Below are 25,317 nucleotides of genomic sequence, written 5' to 3'. Positions count from 1 at the left end.
ACTTCAAACTCAGGACCGGGCCGCTTGCGCCACTTCACGGGCGCGGCGGCGCTCGGTGCGGGCCAGGGCATAACTGCCCCCGACCACCGCCAGCGACACCACGGCGATGACCACGGTGGCCACGGCATTCACGCTGGGGTCCACCCCCAGCTTGGCGCGCGAAAAAATCACCAGGGGCAAGGTGGTGGAGCCTGGCCCGGACAGGAAGGCCGCCAGCACCACATCGTCCAGCGACAAGGTGAAGGTGAGCAACCAGGCCGACAGCAAGGCTTGCGAGATCATGGGCAGGGTCACCAGGTAGAAGACTTGCCAAGGCCGCGCGCCCAGATCCTGGGCCGCTTCTTCCAGCTGCGGGTTCAGGCCCTGCAGGCGCGCCTGGATCACCACGGTGGCGTAGGCCATGCCCACCAGCAGGTGGCCCACCCAGATGGTGCCCATGCCGCGCTCGGGAAAGCCCAGCCAGCGCTGGATCGACACCAGCATCAACAGCAAGGCCACCCCGACGATGACCTGCGGCATCACCAGCGGCGCATTGACCATGCCCACCATCCAGGTGCGGCCCAGGAAGCGCTTGTAGCGCACCAGGGCCAGCGCAGCCAAGGTGCCCAGCACCACGGCGGCCGTGGCGCTCATGAAAGCGATGCGCAAGGACAGCCACAGGCCTTCCAAAATCTCGCGGTCGCGCGCCAGCTCAAAGAACCACTTCAAGGTGACCCCGCCCCACACCGTGGGCAAGGGCGAATCGTTGAAGGAGTAAGTGACCAGGGCCACGATGGGCAGGTACAGGAAAGCGAAGACGGCCGCCAGCCAGCCACGCGACAACCAGGTGTGGCCGCTGCTCATGCGCGGGCCTCCTGCGCGTCGGCCCTGGCCTTGCTGAACAGGGCCAGCGGCACCAGGATCAGCAACACCATCACCACCGCCACGCTGGAGGCCATGGGCCAGTCGTTGTTGGCAAAGAACTCATCCCACAACACGCGGCCGATCATCAGGGTCTGCGGGCCGCCCAGCAACTCAGGGACCACGTATTCACCCACGCAGGGGATGAACACCAGCATCGAACCGGCCAGGATGCCCGGGCGGGACAAGGGCACGGTCACCTTCCAGAACGCCACCCACGGCGAGGCCCCGAGGTCATGGGCTGCCTCCAGCAGGCGGCCATCCTGCTTGGACAAGTTGGCGTACAGGGGCAGGATCATGAAGGGCAGGTAGGTGTAGACCATGCCCAGCACCAACGAGAACGCCGTGTTCAAGTATTGGCCGGGGCCGGGGATCACGTCCAAAGCCATCAACAGTTGATCGACCTGCAAGGTGTTCAGCACGGTGGCCACCCAGCCGCCATCGGCCAGCAGGCCTTTCCACGCGTACACGCGCAACAGGAAGGAGGTCCAGAACGGCAGCATCACCATCAGCAGCAAAGCGGGCTGCACGCTCTTGTCGGCCCGCGCCATGAAGTACGCGAAGGGATAAGCCAGCAGCAGGCACACGCCCGTGGTGATGGCGGCGTACTTCAGGCTGGCCAGGTAGGTTTTGACGTAGAGCGCATCCTGTGCGAGGAAGGTGTAGTTGGACAGCTTGAAGCCGCTCAGCTGACCGGCCATGTCCATGTCGGACACGCTGATCCTCAGCACGATCAAGAACGGCAGCATGAAGAACAGCAGCAGCCACACGAAGGGGATGCCGATGACGGTGCGGTCAAGCCATTTCATGCCGCGGCCCTACTGTGTGAGCACCACTTGGGCCGAGGGCGACCACCAGGCCCAGGCCTGATCGTCCTGGCGCAAGGCGTCGTCGGGGTGGCGCTCGGTGTTGCTCTGGCTCACCTTCAAGGTCTGGCCGTTGGCCAACTGCAGGTGGTAGACCGTGTAGCTGCCAAAGTAGGCGATGTCGCGCACGCGGCCTTGTACCTGATTGATGGCGCCCAGCGTCTGCTCCTGTGGCAAGTGCCGCGACAGGCGGATCTTTTCAGGGCGCACAGCCACGTTGCCATCCAACACGTTGACGTTGCCGATGAAATCAGCCACGAAGCGCGTGGCCGGGTTCTCGTACAGGTCGCGCGGCTCGCCCACCTGCACGATGCGGCCTTCGCTCATCACGGCGATGCGGCTGGCCATGGTCATGGCCTCTTCCTGGTCGTGCGTCACCATCACGCAGGTCACGCCCACGGATTTGAGGATGTGCACCAGCTCGATCTGGGTTTCCTCGCGCAGCTTCTTGTCCAAAGCACCCAGGGGCTCATCGAGCAACAGCAAGGAGGGCTGGCGCGCCAGGCTGCGGGCCAGGGCCACGCGCTGCTGCTGTCCGCCCGACAACTGATGCGGCTTGCGTTGGGCGAAGGGGCTCAGTTGCACCAGCTTGAGCATGGCCTCTACGCGCGCGGCAATCTGCGCCTTGGGCAGGCGCTCACGCTTCAGGCCAAAGGCGATGTTCTCCCACACGCTCAGGTGCGGGAACAGCGCGTAGGACTGGAACATCATGTTCAGCGGCCGCTCGTGCGGCGGCAGCTTGAGCAGGTCTTGCCCGTTCAAGCGAATGCTGCCCGAGGTGGGCGTTTCAAAGCCCGCCAGCATGCGCAGCAGCGTGGATTTGCCGCAGCCGCTGGAGCCGAGCAAGGCAAAGATCTCGCCCTGCGCGATCTCAAGGCTCACGCGATCGACCGCCCTGAAAGCCGCGCCGCCCGCGCTGGCGCCGAAGTCCTTGACGACCTCCTGGATGCTCAGGAACGCGGTCACAGGCCGGTCTTGAAGGAGGTGTAGATGCGCGTCATCTGGCGACGCAGATCGTTGTTGATGGCCTCGGGCATGGCCATCTTCTTCATGTCCGACTCGGAGGGGAAGACCGCCGGGTCATTGGCCACCTCGGGCTTGAGCAGCTTGCGCGAGGCCAGGTTGGGGTTGGCGTAAAACACCTTGTTGGTCAGGCCGGCATGCACCTCGGGCCGCATGATGTAGTTGATGAACTTGTGCGCGTTGTCCGGGTGCGGTGCATCGACCGGGATCACCATGGTGTCCATGAACACCACGCCGCCGATCTTGGGGATCAGGGTCTGGATGTTCTGGCCGGTCTTGCCTTCGATGGCGCGGGCTCTGGCGATGTTCATGTCACCCGACCAGCCCAGCGCCACGCAGATCGAACCATTGGCCATGTCGTTGATGTAGCCGGACGAGCTGAACAGCGTCACGTAGGGGCGGATGGCCTTGAGCATGGGGCCCACGGCCTGGTAGTCGGCGATGTTCTTGCTGTAGGCGGGCTTGCCCATGTAATGCAGCGAGGCGGGGATCACTTCGCTGGCGGCATCCAGGATCGACACGCCGCAGCTCTTGAGCTTGCTGATGTACTCGGGCTTGAAGACCAGGTCCCAGGCGTTGTCGGGCATGGGCGTGCTACCCAGCGCGGCCTTGACCTTGTCCACATTGATGCCCACCGTGGTAAAGCCCCACAGCCAGTTGGACATGTACTGGTTGCCCGGGTCGAGCTTGGCCAGTTGGGCCTGGAAGGCCGGGTCCAGGTTCTTCAAGTTGGGCAGCTTGGATTTGTCGAGCTTTTGCAGCAGGCCGCCATCGGCCTGCATCTTGGCCCAGTAGGACGAGGGCATGACCACGTCGTAGCCCGTCTTGCCGGCCACCAGCTTGGCGTGCACCACCTCGTTGCTGTCGAAGTTGTCGTAGCGCACCTTGATGCCGAACTCTTTCTCGAAGTTGGCGATGGTGTCGGGCCCGATGTAGTTGGACCAGTTGTAGACGTTGAGGATCTTTTCTTCCTCGGCGCGCGCCGTCGTGGTCACGGCCATCGCGGCCAGCACGGCGCAGCTCAGGGCGCTCAGGCTCTTCCAGGAACGGGTCATGTCGTCACTCTCCCTTTAAGTCGGTCCAGGTCAGGTCCAGGCAGCGCCGGATCAAAACCATCATCTCGTCAATCTGTTCACACGTCAGCACCAGTGGGGGCGCGATGATCATGCGATCACCCACGGCGCGCATGATCAAACCGTTGGCAAAGCAATGCCCCCGGCACACCATGCCCGCACTCACTTCGGGCCCGAAAGGCACAGCAGCTTGCGTGCCAGAGGCCTTGGTTTTGACCAGGCGGATGGCCGCCATCAAACCGAAGGTCTCGGCCTCACCCACCAGAGGGTGGTCTGCCAACGCCGCGTATTGTTTCGCAAGATAGGGCCCGGTTTCATCCCGCACCCGCTCAACGAGTTGTAAGTCTTCGATCAGTTGCAAATTTGCCAAAGCCACGGCGCAGGCCACGGGGTGGCCACTGTAGGTGTAGCCGTGGTTGAAGTCGCCGCCCTGGTCGATCAGCACGCGGGCCACGCGCTCGCCCACCAGCACGCCGCCCAGCGGGATGTAGCCGGAGGTGATGCCTTTGGCGAAGGTGATCAGGTCAGGCTTGTAGCCAAGGCGTTCACAACCAAACCATTCGCCGGTGCGGCCAAAACCGCAAATCACCTCGTCGGACACCAGCAGGATGCCGTGCTTGTCGCAGATGCGCTGGATCTCGGGCCAGTAGGTGTCGGGCGGGATGATGACGCCGCCCGCGCCCTGGATGGGTTCGCCAATGAAGGCCGCAACCTTGTCGGCGCCAACCTCCAGTATCTTGGCCTCCAGCCACGAGGCCGCCCGCAGGCCGAAGTCGTCGCGGCTTTCACCGGGCTTGGCGTGCTCGACCATGTAGGGCTGATCGATGTGCACGATGCCCGGGATGGGCAAGCCGCCTTGCGTGTGCATGTCGACCATGCCACCCAATGAAGCACCCGCCATGGTCGAGCCGTGGTACGCGTTCTGGCGGCTGATGATGACGCTGCGCTCAGGCTGGCCCAGCAGATCCCAGTAGCGGCGCACCATGCGCACGATGGTGTCGTTGCCCTCCGACCCCGAGCCGGTGAAGAACACATGCTCGAAGCCTGGCGGGCTGAGGCTGGCGATCTTTTCGGCCAGCGCGATGGCCGGTGGCGTGGCGGTCTGGAAGAAGGCGTTGTAGAAAGGGAGTGTTTCCAGCTGACGCGTGGCCGCGTCAATCAAGGTGCGCTGACCGTAGCCCACGTTCACGCACCACAGGCCACTCATCGCGTCGAAGATCTTGTGGCCCTCGCTGTCCCACAGGTAGATGCCCTCGGCCTTGGTGATGATGCGCGAGCCCTTGGCCGCCAGGGCCTTGAAGTCGGTGAAGGGGTGCAGGAAGTGGGCGGCATCGGCGGCCTGCCACTCGGCTGTGGTGCGGGTATGGGGCATGGTGGTCTCTTGTTTCAGACGTGAAGCAGCAGGTGCTCGCGCTCCCAGGGTGAGATCACCTTCATGAACTCGGTGTACTCCACTTCCTTGATCTCGGTGTAGACCGTGATGAAGGACTTGCCCAGCACATCGTGCAGGTCCGATTGCTCGCGCAGCAGGCCCAGCGCCTCGCCCAGACTGCGGGGCAGCTGGAAGTCGCCCAGGTAGGCATCGCCCCGGCATTCCGCCGAAGGCTCGATCTTGTTCTTGATGCCCAGGTAGCCGCAGGCCAGGGTGGCGGCCAAGGCCACGTAGGGATTGGCGTCCGAGCCGATCACGCGGTTCTCGATGCGGCGCGCGGCGGGCGTGGCCAAGGGCGCGCGAAAGCCCACCGTGCGGTTGTCGACGCCCCACTGCGTGTTGATGGGCGCGGCCGTGGCGCGGGCCAGACGGCGGTAGGAGTTGACGTAGGGCGCGAACAGGCCCATGGCCGCCGGCACGTAACGCTGCAGGCCACCGATGTACCAGTAGAACTCTTTGGAGGGCGTGCCGTCTTCGTTGCTGAAGATGTTGCGACCCGTCTCTTTGCTGACCACGCTCTGGTGCACGTGCATGGAGCTGCCCGGCTCATTGGCCATCGGCTTGGCCATGAAGGTGGCGTACATCTCGTGGCGCAGCGCAGCCTCGCGGATGGTGCGCTTGAAGAAAAACACCTCGTCGGCCAGGCCCAACGGGTGGTCATGGAAGAAGTTGATCTCCATCTGCCCGGCACCCACTTCGTGGATCAGGGTGTCCACGTTCAGCTCCATCTTCTTGCAGTAGTCGTAGATGTCTTCGAACAGCGGGTCGAACTCGTTGACGGCGTCGATGGAGTAAGCCTGACGCGAGGTCTCGGCGCGGCCACTGCGGCCACGGGGCGGACGCAAGGGCTGGTTGGGGTCGATGCTGCGTTCGATCAAATAGAACTCAAGCTCCGGCGCCACCACGGGCGACCAGCCTTCGTCGTCGAACAGCTGGCACACGCGCTTGAGCACCGAGCGCGGCGCGTAGGGAATCAGCACACCATCGCGGTCAAAGCAATCGTGGATGACTTGCGCGGTGGGGTCGGTGGCCCAGGGCACGATGCGCACGGTGCTGGGGTCGGGCTGCAGGTGCATGTCCCGGTCGGTGGGGGTGATGACGTCGTAGTAAGGTCCCTCGGACGGGAACTCGCCGGTCACGCCGATGGCGACGATGGCCTCGGGCAGGCGCATGCCCCGGTCTTCGGTGAACTTTTCGCGCGGCAGGATCTTGCCGCGCGCCACGCCCGTCAGGTCGGGCACCAGGCACTCGATCTCAGTGACGTGCCGCTGGTTGAGCCATTGCTCCAGCTCGCTGAAACTGCTGGGTACCTTGGATTGCATTGCGTCCCTTCATGGTCATGATTTCTGCTTGCCAGCATGCCACGCCTGGCAGGCTTGGCCAAAGGCTTTGAAGATGCGCAGCGAGACCGAGTTGCCTTCGGCCTTCCATTCGGGGTGCCATTGCAGGCACAGGCTGAAGGCGCCGGGGTGGATGGGGTCGGCGATGCTGACCGCCTCGACCACCCCATCGGGCGCGCGGGCTTCGACGCGGAGCCTGGGCGCCAGGCGGTTCACGCCTTGCCCATGCAGGCTGTTGACCTGGAATTCGCCTTGTTCGCTGACGATGTCTTGAGGCAGCCCCTTCAGGGTTTGGGCCAGGACGCCGCCGGGCACCAGTTGCGCGGCATGGGCAAAACCGTATTCCTCGTCCAGCGGCAGGGTTTCGTCGCTGCGGTGGTCGCTCAAGCCGGGTTGTTCGTGCACGGCCTGGTGCAATGAGCCGCCCAGGGCGACGTTCACTTCCTGGAAGCCCCGGCAAATGCCCAGCAAGGGCAAGCCCATGGCCACGGCACGGCGCACGATGGGCAAGGTCCAGGCGTCACGCTCGGGGTCGAGCGGCAGGGAGGGGTCGTGCACGTCTTCGCCAAAGTGGCTGGGGTGGACGTTGGAGGGCGAGCCGGTCAGCAGGATGCCGTCGGCGATGGCCAGCAGGGCGTCGAGTTCAGCCTCTGTGGCGCCGGGCACGACCAGGGGCACACCACCGGCCAGGCGCACGGCATCGATGTATTTCTGGCCAACGGTGTAGCAGGCGTGGCCCCCAACGGGCTTATGGCAGGCAGGAACCAGGACAATCGGGGCGGATGAAACAGGGTCGGCGCACATGAACCAAGAATAGTGCAAGCCGTGTGCCAAAGCTGGCGGACGGTCAATGCACGCCAACCGAATCAGCAGGATTGCTGCTGCGCCATCCCCGCCTTGATCTCCTCAGGCGTCAGATCACGGGTGTGGGTGGCCACCGACCACTTGTGGCCGAACGGGTCTTCCACCTGCCCGTATCGGTCACCCCAGAACATGTCGGTCACCGGCATGGTGAGCTTGGCACCCGCGGCCACGGCCTGCTTCACCTGGGCATCAACATCCTCCACGTACAGGTGCAGGACGACCGGTGACCCTTTCAAGGCCAGGGGTCCGAGCGTGCCCCATTGCGGGAACTCGTCGACCAGCATGAGCACCGAATCGCCGATGCGCACCGCCGCGTGCATCAGTTTGCCGTCAGGCCCGGGCAGGCGGGCCATTTCCGTGGCGTTGAAGGCCTTTTTGTAGAACTCAATGGCCTCGGCGGCGCCAGCGCACACGAGGTGCGGCGTCAGCGAATGCATGCCATCGGGAATGGGCTTGACGGTGGATGTTGAGGTCATGGTCTCTCTCCTGGTTGCAATGTGGTGATGGGGAACATCGACACGACGAACGTTGCGGCAGGGATTCGACAAGACCTGGGCCCGAGTTTCAAGTGTTGACGTGCAAAGCCGCATTGAGGCCGCCCCACCGGCCCGAATCGGTCGGCAGCACCTCCACCGCCCCGGTCTGGCTGTTGCGGCGGAACAAGAGCCCGGACTGGCCGGACAAGGCCCGCGCCGACACCACCTGGCCATCGGGCAACTTCACCTTGGTCCCCGCCGTGACATACAACCCTGCTTCCACGATGCACTCGTCGCCCAGGGAAATGCCGATCCCCGCATTGGCGCCCAGCAAACTGCGCTCCCCCACCGCGTTCTTTTGCTTGCCGCCGCCTGACAGCGTGCCCATGATCGAGGCACCCGCCCCGATGTCCGAGTGCTTGCCCACGATGACGCCTGGGGTGACCCGCCCCTCCACCATCGACTCGCCCAGGGTGCCGGCGTTGAAGTTGACAAAGCCTTCGTGCATGACGGTGGTGCCCTCGGCCAGGTGCGCGCCCAGGCGCACGCGGTCGGCGTCGGCGATGCGCACGCCGCTGGGCACCACGTAATCCGTCATGCGGGGAAAGCGGTCGATGGACGGCACGGTGAGGTGGTGAAACTCCGCGGCCAGCAGGTCGCGCAGCGCCTCGACCTGGGCCGGGAACACGGGCCCCGCCGACGTCCAGGCGACGACGGGCAGCCAGCCGAACAAGCCCTCCAGGTTGAGGCCATTGGGCAACACCGCCCGCTCCGACAGCAAGTGCAGCCGCAGGTAGGCGTCCTCGGTGGAAACGGGCGGCAGGTCGAGCGATTCGATGACGACCTCCACGAACTCGCCCCGGATCAGGCCGACTTTCTCGGCCAGGCAGCTACGCCTCTTTTTGGCGTTCGAGGCCGCGAACCAGGTGTCGATGGTTTGGCCGGAAGCTTGGTCAAGATATCGGTGGCCGATGCGCTGCAATTTCATGTTCACGCCCCTTGTTGCGTTCAAACACCCAAGAATAAGGCCCCAACTTGTCGCAAACGGCCCCCTTTGTGTCGCCCAGGGGACTGGTCGCGACACCAAGGCATGCCTACAGTGCAGGCATGCTTGACACCGCCCGCTTGGGCTCCCCCACCAGCGACATGCCTTTCGTCGCCGCCAATGCCTGGATCAAGGCGGCGATGCACTGTCGCTTCAACATCGACCCACTCTTTGCCGAGGCGGGCGTGAAACTGGGCACGAACAACGTCTCGGTGATCCGCCGGCAGGCACTGACCCGGCTGATGCAACAGTGCGTGAACCAGGCTGCACCTCATTACCACTTCCCTCTGGTGCTGGGCGAGCTGTTCGCCTTCGACCACCTGCCTGCGCTGGAAACCTTCCTGGCCACCAGCCCCACCCTGCGCCAGGCCTTGCCCGCCTTGCAATGGGCCGGCATGACCATGCCCAACATGGCTTTGCGGGTGGAGGAAAGCGGCGCCCAATCCGCCTTGCTGCTGGACATCGACCTGCACGACAACGACCCCGCCGTGCGCGGCTACTTCGTCGAGTCGGTGCTGGCCGCCATCAGCAAGATCGTTCGCCTGGCCCTGGGCCCGACCGACCTGATCCACCACATCGAAGTGCGGCACCAGCCCGATGCGCTGTTCACGTCGCACACCTCGGCCCTGCCCGCGCCCATCCGTACCCGGCAGGCCCGCGACGCCGCCGTGTTCGCCACGCGCCTGCTGGACATGCCCCTGCCTGGCGCCGCCCCCGGTTTGCACCAACGCGCGCAAGCTTTGCTGAACCAGCAACTGCCCGTCAGTGGCCAGGCCCTGGTCAGCCAGATCGAACACCACTTCAAACAGAACCCGGCCCTGCTGTGCCAGGGCATCGAACGGATGGCCGAGCGGCTGGACCTGCACCCACGCACCCTGCAACGCCGCCTGCGCGATGAGGGCCAGGCCTACACCGAGATCCAGGCCCAATGCCGACTGGCCCTGGCCAAAGTGGCCCTGCAGGGCCCGCGCTGCAACATTGAATCGCTCAGCAACGAGCTGGGCTTTGCCGACCGACACAGCTTCACCCGCGCCTTCCGGCGCTGGACCGGGCTGTCCCCCAGCGCCTTTCGCCAATCGCAAGGCACCGCAGAACAAGGAGACACACCATGAGCGAACACGCCACCATCGTCCCCCGCGAGAACCTGGACTTCGGCCTGGACGGCGACATCCCCAAATACTGGATGGACAACGACCCGTTCAAGACGCGCTTTTTTGACGCCATGTCCACGCTGTTCCCGATGGGCGAGAAGTTCTTCATCACCAGCGTGCGCGAGTTCAAGGACCAGATCACCTCCCCCAAACTGCAGCAGGAGGTCAAGGACTTCACGCGACAAGAGGCGCAGCACAGCCTGGTGCACCGCCAATACAACGAGCGCCTGAAAAAACAGGGCGTGGAGATCGACTCGATCAATGAACAGCTCGAGACGCGCCTGTTCGTTGATGCGTTCAAGCTGACGACACCCTTGCAGCGCCTGGCCGTGACCTCGGCGCTGGAGCATTTGACTTCGATGATGTGCACCAGCTTCTTCGAGCGCCGCGAGCTGCTGGACAAGAGCGACGCGCGCGTGCGGGCGTTGTATGCCTGGCACGCCATCGAAGAAGTCGAGCACAAGGCCGTGGCGTTTGACGTGCTGACGCAAGTGGCCAAGGCCGGTTACTGGCAGCGCAACCTGGCCATGCTAACTGTGAGCTTCGGCTTCCCACTGACGGTGTCCAAGATCATGAACCACATGTTCAAGGTCGATGGCTTCAGCCGCTGGCAACGCGTGGGCATGTGGGCCAAGGGGCTCTGGTGGTTCTACAAGCCAGGCGGCTTGTTCATGCCCACGCTGGGCTACTACCTGGCGTACTACAAGCCGGGCTTTCATCCGTGGAAGGTGAAGGAGATGCCCAGCTATGGGACCTGGCTGCAGACCTTTCAGCGCACGGGCGATCCGATCGCGGCGGGCAATGCGCTGCACGCGGCGGGGCAGTGAACCGTCCGGTCACGGAGCTTGATCGCTGGGCTCAAACACGGGCGCCCAGTCGTCGGCCACTGCAGTCGGCAGATGCGCGGCATGCTGGTTGAAGACACGCCGCCAGTGCACACGGACATGCCGAAAGATCTCATCCACGACCGCTTGAGCAGCCTCGGGTTTCAAGCCTGCGATCTCCAAACCTGCGGCCACCAGGTTCTCCTGGGTCGCGGCCCTTTCGCCACCACGGCGCAAGGCCATGCCCATCACCGTGGGTGGCTGGTGTGCAAAAAAGGGCATCACATCGTACAAAGGTGAGAGCTCCCAGGAGCCCAGCCCTGTTTGGCGCAAGCTGGTGTTCCAGGGGTGGTCGTCACTGTTGCCCACCGCCGCGTTCAACACAATGCGCCGGTAAAGCTCCAGCGCATCACCAGCCTGTTTGAGCTTGGAGCGCAACTGTACATAGCTGCGGCGCCGATCATCACGGTCGGTGCCGGGAGTCAGCTCCAGGGCAGTGGCAGCACTCACGCAATGGTAGGCCAGCCCGCTCTTTCCGAGCCCTCGGTCAAACCGCGCGATGGACAACGCCGGCACATCATTGATCAAGTCCACATGGTGCGTGGGCACACGAAGGCCAAGCTCGCTCGCCAGGCTCAAGGCTGTGGCCTCCGCCACCACACTGTCTGCGCGTTCACTCGGCAGGGCGAACTTCAGGATCACAGGAGCATCGCCTGTACCAGCCTCGTCGCGATAGGCGGTCAACTTGGGCCGCTCTCCGCCCATGGCCCCGGAAGACGTCTGCATGTGCCCAGGCATCAAGGTGGCCTTGGTGACCTTCAGCAACTGGTCGATCAGCACCGTGCCCAATGGTGGCTTGCTGTCGGGCTCGCCCACGAACAAGGCGCCAAAGCCATCGGCGGGCGCGTAAATCAAACGCTCCCACCAGCCCCATGGTTCACCGTCCTTGCCTTGACCAGGCAACAGACCTGGCAACTCATGACGGCGCTTGCGCAAGGCATCGAGCGACCAACCGGACAAGGCCACGTCGCAGAACACACCGTGCGGCACTGCCCCCACCACCGTGTAGGGCGAGCGTTGCTTGGTCCTGATGCGGGTGGGGTCCAACTCCCACGCAAGTGGCCCCAAGGCCAGGTAGTTTGCGTCGTACACAAACTCCCAGTGCGTGGCCTTTTGGCAAAGCTCGCCGACGCGGATGGCGGTTCGCTGCGTCCCGGCAGATAGGGTCATCCAGCGGAACACGGGCGCCCTTCGGATCATGCTGGGCCCGCGCCACGGCGCTTGGACCTGGGCAAGCTGGTTCGCGCAGCCTCCTGGTACACGGCATCTTGCGCGGCGCTGGCCAGCGCCGTTTGAAGCCCGACGTCATCCAGCACCCACAGCAGCCTGGCCACATCGGCAAAGCGGGTGGACAAAGCCCCGCCTTCGATGGCCATCAAGGTCTGGCGGCTCACGTCGGCCCGCTCGGCCAAGTCTGCCTGGCTGAGGCCGCGTGCCACGCGCATCAGGCGAAGACGCATGCCTACCTCGGTCACGAACTGGGTGACCTCAAGGGGCTCTGACAAAGGATCTCGGCGTGGCATATGTTAATTATTTTATACATTGAATTGATTTATGTCTATAAAACAATACTTTCATTCTAAAAATTCATGCCGCCACGGCTGGCCTCCGACTTGAAAAGCCGCGGAAATCGCGACTTGTTTCTCAAACCCTGAAGGCCAATCCGATGGAACATTCGGACTCCACTGCATCAGGGGGAGGTCTACATGGATCAGCAAACAGCCGTCAAGCACGTGGCCATCCTCGGCCAGGGCCACCAGGTCCCAGACCACATTCGGGGCAACGACGACCCCATCTTCGACTGGCTCAAAGCGCATGAGCCCGGCGGCTCCGACCTGTTCAATGGCCTGAAGTACCGGCGCGTGCTGGCCCATGCCAACGACGTGGTCGGCATCATGGTTGACTCGTGCAAGACGGCTTTGGCGCAAGCGAAGGTGCCGCTGGACGAGGTCGACCTGTTGTTAGGCTCCGCCACCGTCAGCGAGTACTACGCGCCCAATGCCTTGGCCGCCGTGCACCGCGACCTGGGCCTGTCACGGCAATGCCGCATCTTCTCGCTCAACACCGACGAGAGCAACTTCATCGACGGCATGAAGCTGGCGCACGACATGGTCAGTTGCGGCACCGCGCGCCACGCCCTGGTGGCCTGCGGCAACAACTGGACGCACCACATGGACTACCACGAGCCTGTCTCGCTGGCGGCCTCTGACGGTGCTGGCGCGGCCGTGGTCGGCTGGACCGACGACCCCACGCGTTTCCGTTTGATCGATTGGGACAACGACACGCAGACGCAGTATTTCAGCGCCCTGCGCATGGCGCAGCGGCCGGTGCGTCATCACCACGAGCTGTTCACCAAGCCCTTGATGAAGCTGGACGACAAGACAGGTGAGAACGCGGTGAAAACCTTTGGCTTCAACGTGCCCGGCGTGATCGTGAACCGCCTGCTGGCCAAGCATGGCCTGAGCGGCCAAGACATCACGCTGGTGGCGCACCAGACGTCCAAAGCGGTCTTCGACGCGTGGAACGCGGCCATCCAGCCGGCGCATTACCTCAACACGATCGAGGAGTTGGGCGACATGGTGGCCTCGTCGGTGCCGGTCAACTTTGCCCGGTGCCAAAACGAGATCACCACGAAGTACGTGGTGATGCTGGGCATCGGCATGGAGATGCATGCCGTGGCCCTGCTCTACCAGCGCGACCTGGCTTGATCAAGCCTGAACACCCGCGATCCATCAACTCACCAAAGCCGCCACCTTGGCCAGCAAGTCACCCTTGGAGAAGGGCTTGTCCAGGCTGTCGCTGCGTGAGTCGCGCAAGAACTTCTGCGCATCCAGCGACAGCGTGTCGCCGGTGACGAAGAGCATCCGGCGCGCCAGGCTCGGGTGCCGAATCGACAGCTCGCGCCACAAGGCCGATCCATCCATGTCGGGCATGCGCAGGTCGGAGACGACCGCGTCGAAGCGCGCCATCTCCAGCAGCTCCAGTGCCACCGCGCCTGATTCGGCCGTGGCCACTTCATAACCCGCGCCTTCGAGCATGTCGCGCATCAACGCGGTCAGCTCGGGCTCGTCGTCCACCACCAGGATGCGGGCCAGCATGGGCTCCTCTTCCAGCTCCGGCAAGGGTGCCGGGATGGTGTCCTCGGCTGGCTGCGCGTTCATGGGCAGGACCAGGCGGAAGCAGGCGCCGCGCAGGCCGTCCAGGCTGCTGTCCACGTCCACCGTTTCGAGCAGCAGGTCGCCGCCATGTTCGCGCGCCAAGGCCCGCGAGACGGCCAGCCCCATGCCGGTGCCCATGCCGTCAGGCTTGGTGGTGAAGAAGGGTTCGAACACGCGGCCATGCAGTTCGGGTGACACGCCCTGACCACTGTCGCGCACGCGCAGCCACACGCCGACCTGGCCTTCCGCGCGCTCGACACCCGTCTGGACACTGACGCGGCGAGGGCCAGCGATGCTGGCCAGCGCTTGCTGCGCATTGACCAGCAGGTTCAGGATCACCTGCCCGATCTGGTCGCCATCGGCCAGCACCTCGGGCAGCGCGGGGTCCAGCTGCAGTTGCAACTCGATGCCATGGCTGCGGTAGCCGTAGTGCAGCATGTCGGTGGCCGCGTGGACCATCTCGTTGAGACCCACCTTGTGGCGCTGCGAAGGCCGGCTGCGCGCCATGTTGAGGAAGGTGCGCACGATGCGACCGCAACGCTCGGCGGCCTCGCGGATGCGCTGCACATCCGCCTTCAGGTCGTCCGACTCGCACTTCTCTTCCAGCAGGCTGGCGCGGCCCATCACGATGGCCAGGGGGTTGTTCAACTCGTGGGCCACGCCCGCCAGCAGGCTGCCCATGGCGGTGAGCTTTTCACTTTGCCGCAAGGCTTCGCGCTGCCGTTCGATCTGCTCGGCGGCGTTGTGGCGCTCGGTCAGGTCCACCATGGAGGCCGTGTAGAAGACCGAGTCATGCACGCTGGTGCGCCACAGCACCATCTCGATCGGGAACTCGCTGCCATCGGCACGCAGGGCGTGCATCTCCATGCGCTTGCCCAGGATGCGGGCTTCGCCGCCACTGTCCATGCGCTGCATGCCGGCTTCGTGGGCCGCTCGAAAGCGCTGGGGCATCACCACTTCGCTGACCGGCCGACCCAGCACGTCGGCGCGCGTGCGGCCGAACATGGCCTCGGCCGAGGGGTTGAACTCGACGATCAAGCCTTTGGCATCGGTGGAGATCAGCGCGGCCAGGGCGTGATCCACGATGGCGGACTTGAGGACCTCGCTGGCCTGCAACTCCTGCAGCTTGTCGGCCAGCTCCAGCTCGCGTTGCTTGAGTTCGGTCAGGTCATGCCGGAACACGGCCACCGATTGCACCACCCCGTCCACCGGCGCAAAGGGCACCAGAGCCTCCTTCAGAAAACGCCACCCTTGCCCGGGCTCGCCCAGCCAGCCGCTCCAGCGCAGGGTTTCGCCCGCGAACAGGCGCTCGCTCAGTCTGGCGTAGCGCTTGACGTACAGCGCCGTGCCCATCACGGTGGACAGGTGCTGGCCCACCACCTGGTCCCAGGTGCGGCCCAGGCCGTCCAGCATTTCCTGGTTGGCATATTGGTAGACATGGTCGCGGCCAAAGATACCGACCTGCGTGGTGCTGTGGTCCAGCAAGGCACCGAGCAGCGTGGGGTCCAATGGAAAGGCTGGCGTCTTGCCCGCTCGCTCGGCGGTGACCGACCAGGTGAATTCGCCGTCTTGTTCCTCGTTGTTCATGCCTCTCGCACTCCCCGCTGCATAGGTGGGCCATCCGTTTTGGCCAGTGCGGCATTGTGATGGATGGGCGATATCATCCCGGCCAGGCAACAACGCGGGAGGCCCTGTGCCAGGCAACAAGACCCAGCCGGTGGTGATGGTGGTGGACGACGAGCCCGAGCTGCGCTCGCTTTTGAGCGAGTACTTCGAGCGGCACCAGTTCACCGTGCGCACCGCCGAGGATGCGCTGTCGGCCCGCGCACTGGTGGCCCAGGCCGTGCCCGACGTGGCCATCCTGGACATCAACATGCCGGGCGAGAACGGCCTGTCACTGGCACGCTGGCTGCGCGAAACCCACCCCGGCATCGGGCTGGTGATGCTGACCACGGCGGGCGATTCGGTGGACCGCATCGTGGGCCTGGAGCTGGGCGCCGACGACTACCTGCCCAAGCCCTTTGAAGTGCGCGAGCTGCTGGCCCGCGTGCGCGCGCTGGTGCGCCGCTTGCGCTCAGAAGTCACAGCTGAAATGGCCGTGACGGCCGTGGCGCCCACCAAGCGGGTCCGATTCGGTCAATGTGCGCTCGACCTCGATTCGCGACAGCTCTTCAGCCACGACGGTGTCGAGATCGCCGTCACGGCTTCGGAATTCGAGCTGCTGGCCCTGTTCGCCTCGCACCCCAACCGGCCGCTCAACCGCGACCAGATCATGGAGCAGGCGCACAACCGCGGCTGGGATGTGTTCGACCGCTCCATTGATCTGCGCGTGATGCGCCTGCGCCGCAAGGTCGAGCGCAACCCCGACAAGCCCGAGGTGATCAAGACGGTGCGAAACGTGGGCTACGTCTTCATCCCCGGCTGAGCAAGGCGGCCCAGCGGTTTGACTCAGAACCGCATGCCCACGCCCACGCCCAGCAACCAGGGATCCACCTTGAACTCGCCCACCTTGGCCCCGGCGGACTTGATGTCGGTGCGAATCTGAACCTTCTTCACGTCCAGGTTCAGGTACCAGTTCTTGCGGAACTCAAAGTCAACGCCCGCTTGCAAGGCCAGGCCAAAGCTGTTCTTGCTCACGCTGGGTTGCAGCGCGGCCTGCACGGCGGGGCTGAAATGCACGCTGGAAAAGCGCGTGTAGTTCACGCCAATGCCCAGGTAAGGCTTGAACTCGCGCATCTTGTCGAAGTGGTACTGCAGCGTGAGCGTGGGCGGCAGGTGCTTGAGCGAGCCAATCTCCGCGCCGCCCGAGTAAATGGTCTGCTTTTGCGGGTAGGTCAGCACCAACTCCGCCGCGATGTTCGGCGTGAAGAAGTACGAGATGTCGACTTCCGGGATGACCTTGTTGTTGATCGACAGGTTCAGGCCCGTCGAGTCTTCGTTGTCGCTTTCCAGGTTGACGGCGCGCACGCGCACCAGCCAGGGGGACTCCTCAGCCTGCGCGGCCAAGGGCATGGCGGCACCGCCGAGCAATGCCAGCAACACGGCGGCGCATTGAGCGTTCTTGGTTCTCATGGTCTTTTTCCTGCAATGACGAGGGCAAATTCCTCAAGCAGGATTTCACTGCAGTCCGCGCAAGGCCATGTTGCGATGCATCAAGGTTTTGGTGGCTGTGCACCCGGCAGATAAGGGGGGCGCCCCAAACCAAAGTGTCCCTGCAGCATGGCCTCGGCCGTCTCCAACGCACCTTCCACCCAGCCCTGGCCATGCGAATAAGCCTCGCCGCAGATGAACACCGGCACGTCCTGCACAGGCTTGAGGATCTGGCGGGCCACCTCGTAGCTCTCGACGTGCTGCGGCCAGAAGTTGGCGCCGCCCCCGAAGGGGTCTTCGCCCCAATCCCGGAAGGCCGCCGCGTAAGGCTGCAGGTCTGGATGATCTTCAATGCCGTGGATGTCGAGCAACTGGCGGTGGGCTTCCTGCACCATCAACTCGGGCGCGGGGTGTTGCATCCACTCCTGCTCGGGCCAGGGCACATCGCCATCCAGGGTCTTGTTCTGGAACTTGGCGGGGTGGGCAATCAGGTCGCACCAATAGTCCAGGTCCAGACCATCGTTGTAGATGAGGATGGCACCCGCTTTGGTGTCATCGCCCACCGGCCAGTAGTAGCACTGGCGGATCGGCAGGTCGGTGACCGACTGGCCTTGCGTGATGCCCAGCTTCTCCCACCAACGTTCGCGGTAGCACAGGGCCAGCTTGAACAAAGGGATGGGCGTGACGGATTGGATCAGGCGGTGCACCTCGTGCTGCTCGGGGCCCAGCACGGCGCCGTTTTGCGCCAGAAGCTCCAGTGATCGGCGCGGCATGGCCAGTATCAGCTTGCGCGCGTAGACAGTCTCTCGGTGGCCATCGCGGTCGAAGTGCATCTCGATCAGCTTGCTGCCATCCTCCTGCTCGACATGGTCGAAGCCAATGAGGCGGTGCTTCAGGTGCAGCTTCCCACCCGCCTCTTCGAACTTGCCGCGCAAGGTCAAGGGCAAGGACTCGTAGCCTTGAACAAGGCGCTTGTACTCGATGGTGGCGCCGTAGTCGGCCAGGTTCCAGGGGAAGCCGTCGGCCGCGTTCCAGGTGAAGAAGATGCTGTCGTAGCCGCTGGTGTCTTCGGCGAACTGAAACGCCTCGTGGCTGACCGAGCGGTTGAACACATAGCGCATGGGCAGATCGCGCAGGTAGTGCCCTTCGTATTGGCCACTGCGCGCCAGCTTCTCCCAGGGCACGGTCTTCAGGTCCACGTGGGGCTGGCCCATCACCTTCTGCAGGAAGTTCTCGGCGGCCATGGCGGTGAAGCCGTCTTTCAAGCCATCGCGTTCGGCAGGCGTCAGCACATAGGGGATCTTGTCGGGATCGTTCAGGTCGGCGGTGCGCAAGCGGTGGCCGCGCAGGTAGGCCATGTTCTGGTTCTGCCCCACCGGGAAGGGCTCGGTGGCCAGCTTCAGATAGGGCACGAGCGACATCACCAGCTGCTGCCCGGTGGTGAAGCGCATGCCACCCAGTTCGATGCGCGCCTCGGGCATGCCCGGCGGTGTGACCGAAAGCAGACGGCCGCCAACGCGATCACTGCCTTCGAACAAGGACACCGTCTGCGGCTGATCGGGTGAGGGCGTGGTCAACAAGCGCCAACCGCTGTAGAGGCCGGACACGCCGCCTCCCACGATGGCCACGTCCAACACAGTCTTGCTCGAAGCTGTTGAGTGAGTCATAGCGTGAACTCCCGGTGATTTGTCTCGGAATTCTGGCAGCCACGCGGTCGTGCAACGCGGTAATTTCAGGCACCTTTTGCCACTAATTCGAGGGAGCCCCATGCAAACCACCGTTGACACCCCCGCCACCCAGACCGTCGCGCAACTGCTGTTGGCCTATTTGAAAGCGGAGGGCGTGACCAGGATCTTCGGCATACCAGGCGGTGCACTGGTCTGGCTGATGAACGAGTTGAAACAGCAGCACGACATCGACTACGTGATCTGCCGGCACGAGACCGGCGCGGCCTACATGGCCGATGGCTACGCGCGGGCAGGCGCAGGCTTGGGCGTGGTGATGACCACCTCCGGACCCGGTGCCACCAATGCCGTGACCGGCGCCATGAACGCGCAGGCCAGCAATTCATCGGTGCTGGTCGTCACGGGCGAGGTGCCCGAGAAATACTTCGGCCAGGGTTACCTGCAAGAAGGCGCCGATGCCAAGCTGGACATCACCAGCATCTTCCGCAACTCGGTGCAGTCCAGCGACATGATCTCCAACCAGGGCAACTTCCAGACGCTCTTCCAGCAAGCGCTGCGCAATGCCTGTTCCTTGCCAAGACGGGCCGCGCACATCAGCTTGCCCAACGACGTGGCCGGCACGGCCTTGAGCAGCTACCCCAGCAGCATCAAGCCTTCCAGCTACCGCGCGGTGGCCGCCTGCACCGACGCCAAGGCCGTGGCCGCCACCTTGCACGAGCTGATCCACGCCGATCGACCCTTGATTTTTCTGGGCAATGGCTGCCGCGAAGCACTGGCCGATCCCCACCGCCTGGCCGCCTTCACCCACTTTGTCGAACGCTTCGGCATCCCGGTGATGACCACCCCCAACGGCAAAGGCATCTTCCCGGAAACGCACGCCTGGTCGCTGCGCAACTACGGCATGTGCGGCTCGGCCTGGACACAGCTGTACATGAAGCCCCCCACCGATCCGGATCACCTGGACGCGCTGGTGGTGCTGGGCTCCACGCTGGGCGAGCTGGCAACCTCGGTCGTGGCCTCCGACTTGTACAGCCGCACACTGAGCCCACGCAAAACCTTTGTGCAGATCGACCTGGACGCCAGCGTGATCGGCCGAGACTTCGCCATCACCCGAGGCGTGGTGGCCGAGATCGGCGCCACCCTGGACGAGTTGTGCGAGCAGGCCTTGCGGGCCCACCCCGACGCGCACCGGGTGGCACAACGGCTGCAATCCATCGCCGAGATCAAACGCTCTCACGCGCCGTGGTCCGACCCGGCCGGCCGCGATGCCACCAGTGCCCCGGTGCACCCCGCCGCGATGATGCGCGTCATCAACGAGGCCATGCAGGGCGGTCACGTCTTCATCGACGCGGGCAATTGCGTGGGCTGGTCGCTCAACAACCTGGTCATCGATCCACCCCTGCGTTACCAAAGTGCCCTGGCCATGGGCCCGATGGGCTTTGCCGTGGCCGCCGTGATCGGCGCCAAGCTGGCCGCGCCCGACCAGCCCTGCCTGGCCATCGTTGGCGACGGCGCCTTCATGATGCACGGGGCTGAGATATCAACCGCAGCGCAGAACGGCGTGGGTGCCATCTGGGTGGTCCTGAACGACAACGACCTGGCCATGGTCAGCCAGGGCATGGCCCAGCTGTTGCCGCCCGCCGCAGCCTGGGACGACTATTACAAGCTGGGCCAGCCCGACCTCGTCAAATTCGCCGAAGGGTTGGGCGCGCAAGCGGTGGCCATCAGGCCCGACCAGGGTACAAGCGCTCTGGCCGAGGCCCTGGCAAATGCGCTAGCATCAGCACAGTCCAGCCGTCGGCCGCAGGTCATCGTGGTCCACATCGACACGAAGCCCGCCCCGCCTTACGGCTGGCCCAAGTTGACGACCTAGCAGTATCGAGTCTTGACCATGCATGATGTGATTGTGGTGGGCGCCAGATGCGCCGGTGCAGCAACGGCCTTGCTGCTGGCGCGCCAAGGGCACAAGGTTCTGATCATTGACCAGGACCGCTTCCCCAGCGACATGCGTTTGTCCACCCACCTGGTGTGGCACGCGGGCGCCGACCTGCTGCAAAAGTGGGGCGTGCTCGATGCCGTGCGCGCCTCCCTGTGTCCCGCCCTCACCGAGTTCTCGCTCGACCTGGGCGAGCTGGTGCTCAAGGGCACACCGCCTCATGCCAAGGTGGGCGCGGCCTTCGCCCCCAAGCGCATCGTGCTCGATCAGATCCTGCTGGATGCTGCCGTGGCTGCAGGCGCCGAGTTGCGCGAAGGCGTGCTACTGGACGACGTGCTGCGCGATGGCGAGCGCGTGGTCGGCATCACCGCCAAGAACCCCGATGGCAGCGTGATGACCGAGCAGGCCCGCTGGGTCGTCGGCGCCGATGGCAGGCACTCGCGCGTGGCCCGCTCCGTGGGCAGCACGGCGTACCACGAGTTCCCCAAGGAAGCCGGCTCGCTCAACACCTTCGCCTACTTCAGCGGCGTATCGCTCAAGGGCGTGGAGTTCATCTCGCGCCCGCAGCGCATGGCTTACGCCTGGCAGACCAACGACGACCAGGTGCTGTCGGGCGTCATCCTGCCGGGCACCTCGCCCCGCGTGCCGCGCCAGGACACCGAAGCCCACTTCTTCGCCGAGATGGAAGCCATGAGCCCCGACCTGGCAGCGCGCCTGCGCGCCGGCAAGCGCGAAGAAGACTGGATCAGCACCGGCGTGAGCACTTTCTGCCGCCAACCGGTGGGCCAGGGCTGGAGCCTGGTCGGCGATGCCGGCCTGACCGTCGACCCCATCACCGCCGCCGGCATCACCAATGCCCTGCGCGATGCCGACCTGTTGGCCGAGCTGCTTCACCAAGGCCTGTCGGGCCCAGGTGATCTGGACGAGACCGTGGCGGCATACGCCTCCCGCCGTGATGCGGTGTCGGTGCCCTTGCACCTGTTCTCGCAAGACATGGCCCGCCTGGCCCCGCCCACCGACGAGGTCATCCAGCTGTTCACCAGCCTGGCGCACAACCAGCCCCAGGCCGACCGCTACTTCGGCGTCTTCGGCCAGACGGTGTCACCGGCTGATTTCTTCAGCCCGGAGAACCTGCAGAAGATCGCCGCCGCCCAGACCGCCGTCAGCGCCTGACCAGCAATTGGTCCAGGTCCGCCTGCGCGCGGTGGGCCCAATGGCGGGCCCCTTGCGCCGAAGCCACCTTCAAGGCCCGGCGAATGCTGGCTTCGGCCTGCGGCAGGTCGGGATGAGGCCCCGACGCCAGCAACTCGCCCCGAATGCGGTGCAGCTCGGCCTCGTGCCAGCGCTCACCGCCCTGCTCGATCAAGGCCTGTGACGCGTCCAGCAAAGCCAGCGCTTCGCGGCGCTGCCCGGCGCGCCCCAAGGCCTGCGCCAGCAAAGTCTGGAAGAAGGGCACGACGATGCCCGCGCCCGTCTGCCTGAACAGCGCCAGGCCGCGCCTCATCTCTTCGATGCCCTCCTGCAGGCGCCCCGCCTGCTGCGCCCAAGCCCAACCCCGGGCGATCACGCCGATCGAGGTCACGTAAGTGAAGCCATGCTGCTCGGCCAGGCCCAAGCCTCGCTCCAGCCGCGCCAGCAAGCCCTCGACATCGCCACGGAACAGGTAGGACATCGCGCCCCAGGCATGGGTCCAGGCCAGGCTGTGCGGGTGGTTCAGCGAGGCCGCGAAGTGCTCCTGCTCCAGGCAGAGCGCCTCGGCATCATGGTCCTCGCCCGCGATCCAGCGCGCCTGTGAGCCATGCACCAGCGCCACCAACTTCAGGTCCATCGAATACAGCGTGATGAGGGAGCGGTCCTGCGGATCGCTGTAGCGGTGAATCACCTGGTCGGCATGCGCCGCGACCTCGTTCACCCGGCCGCTGTACAGGCACAACTGCGCGTGCATCATGTTGGTCACCAGCCAGGCATGGCGGCTGTTGGCCTGGCGGGCCACCGTCATCAAGCGCTTGCCGATGGTCTCGGCCTGGTTGACTTCGCCACGCACCAGGTGGAACACGCACACGCCCCACAAGGGCCAGATCGATTCCTCGACCTTGTCGGCCGCGTCGGCCAGCTGATTGGCGCGCGCATACGCCTGCTCGACCTCGGGCGCACCCCAGCCCTTGGCCAGCATGTGCACCGTGCCCAGCGAGGCCCGCAGTTGCAGCTCGGTCTGATCACGCCCCGATGACACCGGCAGCGCGGCCACCGAAGCCAGGCCCGCATTCAAGTGCGCCGCCGCCTCGTGCAAGGACAGGCGCTGCAAGGCCTGCTCACTGGCCTTGCGCCAATACGGGATGGCCTGCTGCGGCTGCCCAGCCGCGCTGGCATGGCGCGCCAGCATCTCGGGCTTGCTGTGCTGCAGGGCTGGAAAGCGCGACTCCACCACCTGCACAATGGCCGCGTGCAAGGCCTCGCGCTGCGGCTTGAGCAGCGAGTCGTAGGCCGCATCCTGCACCAACGCGTGCTTGAAGGTGTAGACGGTGCCCTGGTGGCTGACCTGCTGCGTGGCCAGACCCGACTGCGTCAGCGCGGCCAGGGCCGCCGCCAACTCTGCTGGCGACATGCGGGACAAAGCCTCGATCAACTCATGGCTGAACTCGCGGCCCAACACCGAGCCAATCTGCGCGATGGCCTTGGCCGCCGGCACGCGATCCAGCCGCGCCATCAGCGAGTCACGCAACGTGGCGGGCACCTCGGTGCGGTGATCTTCGCGCCCACCGCTCAAGGGGATCTCAAGGATGGATTTGGTCAGCTCTTCGATGAACAAAGGCACGCCATCGGTTTTGCTCAGGATGTGCTGCGTCAAGGCCGCGGGCAAGGCCACTTCGCGCGACAACTGCGCCACCAGCTCGGCCACCTCCGCACGGTGCAGACCAGGCAGCTTCAAGGTGGTGACATGCTGGTCACCTGCACCCAGCGACAACTGGAACTCGGGCCGGTGGGTGATGACCAGCATCAAAGGCACGAACCTGGCACGTTCGATCAGCAAGCCCAGGAAATCGAGGGTGGCCGGATCAGCCCAATGCACGTCTTCAGCCAGCACCAGGGTGGACTCGCGCAGGGCAGCGGCCTCGACCACGTCGACCAGCGCCATGATGGTGTCACGCTCGTGCTGCTGCGGGCTTTCCACCAACGGGCCGTAGCGGTCCTCGCAGGGAATGGACAGCATCGAGGCCAGCAAGGCCACCTGCTGCGCTGAGCGGTGCAACTGCCCCATCACCATGCGCTCCAGCGAGCCCAGCTTGACCTCGGCGGGCTGGTCGCGGCTCAGGTTCAGCACGCGCTCGAAGTAGTCGATGCTCGGGTGGAAAGCACGGTGGATCTGGTGGGCCGAGCATTGCAGGCGCACTGCGCCCAGACCGGCGTTGCCCAGGCGATCCCTCAATTCCTTGAGCAGGCGGGACTTGCCGATGCCTGGCTCACCCGACAGCACCATCACCTGGCCCTGCCCGCGCTGCACGGCCTGCCATCGGTCCACCAGCAAACCCAGTTCATGGGCGCGGCCCACGAGCGGGGTCAAGCCTGCGCTGGTGGCCGCGTCAAAGCGGCTGGTGGCGGTGTTGACGGCCTGGACGCGCCAGACCTGGCGCGGCTCCCGCACGCCCTTGAGCAAAGGCCGCCCCAGGTCTTCACACTGCAGGCCCGTGCCAGCCAGCTTGCGCGTGCTGTCACTGATCACCACGGTGTTGGGTTGTGCCAGGGCTTGCAGGCGCGCGGCCAGATTGGGCGTGTCGCCCAAGGCCAGTTGCTCGCGCCGAGCTCCCCCGCCAATTTCACCCATCACGACCAGGCCTGTGTGGATGCCGATGCGCACGGCCCAGGGCAAGGGCAAGGGTTCGTCGTGCCCTGGGGGCTGCCTGGGCAAGTGGCGGATGGCCTCGACCAGGGCCAGACCTGTGCGCACCGCTCGCTCCGGCGCGTCTTCTTGCGCCTGCGGGTGGCCAAAATACACCAGCAGGCCATCGCCCAAGTACTGCGCGATGGTGCCGCCAAAACGCTCGATCACCGCCGCCGAGGTCTGCTGGTACAGCAACACCACCTGCTGCCATTGCTCCGGGCTCAGGCGCTCGCACAGCTGGGTGGAGTCGACCAGGTCGCAGAACATGATGGTCAATTGCCGAAGCTCGCCCTGGCTGGCCAGCCCAGGTTTGAGCGGGGCCCTCACCGCCTGCTGCCGCAGCACGCCGATGGCCTGCAGCAAACGTTTGCGGTCGCCCATGGACACGCCGAGTTTTTCCAGGTCGGCCTCGGTCAGGCTGGTGATGACTTCAGCATCGATGTCGTTGTCGAGCAGCACGCGCTCGACCCGGGCCATGCCAATCGACGCCAGCCAATCGGACAAGGCCTGCACG

The 25,317-nt window shown here is 64.9% G+C and carries 21 protein-coding genes; 6 read left to right on the top strand and 15 right to left on the bottom strand.

Annotated elements, in window-relative coordinates; genetic code table 11:
• Positions 1-9 precede the first annotated feature (9 nt).
• The 9 genes from Q7V20_RS17910 to Q7V20_RS17870 form a co-directional block, all read right to left on the bottom strand.
• Positions 10-843, bottom strand: a complete 834-nt coding sequence (locus Q7V20_RS17910; protein ID WP_304794340.1) for an ABC transporter permease — start codon at positions 841-843, stop codon at positions 10-12.
• Positions 840-1,709, bottom strand: coding sequence for an ABC transporter permease (locus Q7V20_RS17905; protein ID WP_304794338.1), 870 nt, complete (start codon positions 1,707-1,709; stop codon positions 840-842). Before Q7V20_RS17905 ends, Q7V20_RS17910 begins: the two co-directional genes overlap by 4 nt.
• Positions 1,710-1,718: 9 nt before the next feature.
• A complete protein-coding gene (locus Q7V20_RS17900) occupies positions 1,719-2,732 on the bottom strand; it encodes an ABC transporter ATP-binding protein (protein ID WP_304794335.1) in 1,014 nt (337 codons plus the stop codon).
• Positions 2,729-3,844: a polyamine ABC transporter substrate-binding protein gene (locus Q7V20_RS17895; RefSeq protein WP_370652494.1), complete on the bottom strand. Its 1,116-nt coding sequence runs from the start codon at positions 3,842-3,844 to the stop codon at positions 2,729-2,731. The genes Q7V20_RS17900 and Q7V20_RS17895 overlap by 4 nt, the downstream gene beginning before the upstream one ends.
• Before the next feature lie 4 nt (positions 3,845-3,848).
• Positions 3,849-5,234, bottom strand: coding sequence for an aspartate aminotransferase family protein (locus Q7V20_RS17890; protein WP_304794333.1), 1,386 nt, complete (start codon positions 5,232-5,234; stop codon positions 3,849-3,851).
• A gap of 14 nt (positions 5,235-5,248) precedes the next feature.
• Complete coding sequence (locus Q7V20_RS17885) at positions 5,249-6,616, bottom strand: glutamine synthetase family protein (protein WP_304794331.1); 1,368 nt, start codon at positions 6,614-6,616, stop codon at positions 5,249-5,251.
• Positions 6,617-6,631: 15 nt separating this feature from the next.
• On the bottom strand, positions 6,632-7,438 hold the full coding sequence (locus tag Q7V20_RS17880) for a gamma-glutamyl-gamma-aminobutyrate hydrolase family protein (protein ID WP_304794408.1): 807 nt from the start codon (positions 7,436-7,438) through the stop codon (positions 6,632-6,634).
• A 62-nt stretch (positions 7,439-7,500) separates the two neighbouring features.
• Entirely contained in the window at positions 7,501-7,974 is a 474-nt protein-coding gene (locus Q7V20_RS17875) for a VOC family protein (protein WP_304794328.1), read from the bottom strand.
• An 88-nt stretch (positions 7,975-8,062) separates the two neighbouring features.
• Positions 8,063-8,962 carry a DapH/DapD/GlmU-related protein gene (locus tag Q7V20_RS17870; RefSeq protein WP_304794325.1) on the bottom strand — a complete coding sequence of 300 codons (900 nt, stop codon included), beginning with the start codon at positions 8,960-8,962 and terminating at the stop codon, positions 8,063-8,065.
• A 119-nt stretch (positions 8,963-9,081) separates the two neighbouring features.
• Between Q7V20_RS17870 and Q7V20_RS17865 the strand changes: the two genes are divergently transcribed.
• Positions 9,082-10,131: an AraC family transcriptional regulator gene (locus Q7V20_RS17865; protein WP_304794322.1), complete on the top strand. Its 1,050-nt coding sequence runs from the start codon at positions 9,082-9,084 to the stop codon at positions 10,129-10,131.
• Positions 10,128-10,997, top strand: a complete 870-nt coding sequence (locus Q7V20_RS17860) for a metal-dependent hydrolase (RefSeq protein ID WP_304794320.1) — start codon at positions 10,128-10,130, stop codon at positions 10,995-10,997. The genes Q7V20_RS17865 and Q7V20_RS17860 overlap by 4 nt, the downstream gene beginning before the upstream one ends.
• Before the next feature lie 9 nt (positions 10,998-11,006).
• On the opposite strand, the gene Q7V20_RS17855 is transcribed toward Q7V20_RS17860, so the two are convergent.
• Complete coding sequence (locus Q7V20_RS17855; protein ID WP_304794317.1) at positions 11,007-12,224, bottom strand: type II toxin-antitoxin system HipA family toxin; 1,218 nt, start codon at positions 12,222-12,224, stop codon at positions 11,007-11,009.
• A 26-nt stretch (positions 12,225-12,250) separates the two neighbouring features.
• Positions 12,251-12,514, bottom strand: coding sequence for a helix-turn-helix transcriptional regulator (locus Q7V20_RS17850; protein WP_304794314.1), 264 nt, complete (start codon positions 12,512-12,514; stop codon positions 12,251-12,253).
• Positions 12,515-12,760: 246 nt separating this feature from the next.
• Here Q7V20_RS17850 and Q7V20_RS17845 point away from each other — a divergent pair, with 246 nt between their 5' ends.
• Entirely contained in the window at positions 12,761-13,762 is a 1,002-nt protein-coding gene (locus Q7V20_RS17845; RefSeq protein ID WP_304794311.1) for a hypothetical protein, read from the top strand.
• Between the two features lie 24 nt (positions 13,763-13,786).
• On the opposite strand, the gene Q7V20_RS17840 is transcribed toward Q7V20_RS17845, so the two are convergent.
• On the bottom strand, positions 13,787-15,799 hold the full coding sequence (locus tag Q7V20_RS17840) for a PAS domain S-box protein (RefSeq protein ID WP_304794308.1): 2,013 nt from the start codon (positions 15,797-15,799) through the stop codon (positions 13,787-13,789).
• Positions 15,800-15,905: 106 nt separating this feature from the next.
• On the opposite strand from Q7V20_RS17840, the gene Q7V20_RS17835 reads away from it, so the two are divergent.
• Positions 15,906-16,637 (top strand): response regulator, encoded by a 732-nt coding sequence (locus tag Q7V20_RS17835; RefSeq protein ID WP_304794305.1) that lies wholly within the window; start codon positions 15,906-15,908, stop codon positions 16,635-16,637.
• 23 nt (positions 16,638-16,660) lie between these two features.
• Here the strand turns inward: Q7V20_RS17835 and Q7V20_RS17830 are convergent, their stop codons facing one another.
• Both Q7V20_RS17830 and Q7V20_RS17825 read right to left on the bottom strand, forming a co-directional pair.
• Positions 16,661-17,284 carry an OmpW family protein gene (locus Q7V20_RS17830; protein WP_304794302.1) on the bottom strand — a complete coding sequence of 208 codons (624 nt, stop codon included), beginning with the start codon at positions 17,282-17,284 and terminating at the stop codon, positions 16,661-16,663.
• A gap of 80 nt (positions 17,285-17,364) precedes the next feature.
• Positions 17,365-18,969 carry an FAD-dependent oxidoreductase gene (locus tag Q7V20_RS17825; protein ID WP_304794299.1) on the bottom strand — a complete coding sequence of 535 codons (1,605 nt, stop codon included), beginning with the start codon at positions 18,967-18,969 and terminating at the stop codon, positions 17,365-17,367.
• 100 nt (positions 18,970-19,069) lie between these two features.
• Between Q7V20_RS17825 and Q7V20_RS17820 the strand changes: the two genes are divergently transcribed.
• Positions 19,070-20,860, top strand: coding sequence for a thiamine pyrophosphate-binding protein (locus Q7V20_RS17820; protein ID WP_304794296.1), 1,791 nt, complete (start codon positions 19,070-19,072; stop codon positions 20,858-20,860).
• Between the two features lie 18 nt (positions 20,861-20,878).
• Entirely contained in the window at positions 20,879-22,096 is a 1,218-nt protein-coding gene (locus Q7V20_RS17815) for an NAD(P)/FAD-dependent oxidoreductase (RefSeq protein ID WP_304794293.1), read from the top strand.
• Here the strand turns inward: Q7V20_RS17815 and Q7V20_RS17810 are convergent.
• Complete coding sequence (locus Q7V20_RS17810; RefSeq protein ID WP_304794290.1) at positions 22,086-25,316, bottom strand: adenylate/guanylate cyclase domain-containing protein; 3,231 nt, start codon at positions 25,314-25,316, stop codon at positions 22,086-22,088. The two genes, Q7V20_RS17815 and Q7V20_RS17810, sit on opposite strands and share 11 nt — an antisense overlap.
• Position 25,317: the final 1 nt, after the last annotated feature.

The organism is Aquabacterium sp. (assembly GCF_030652515.1).
In the GTDB taxonomy this organism is placed as follows: Bacteria; Pseudomonadota; Gammaproteobacteria; order Burkholderiales; family Burkholderiaceae_C; genus Aquabacterium.
The sequence above is the reverse complement of the archived record's forward strand: the minus strand, read 5'-3'. Positions and strand labels throughout refer to the sequence as shown.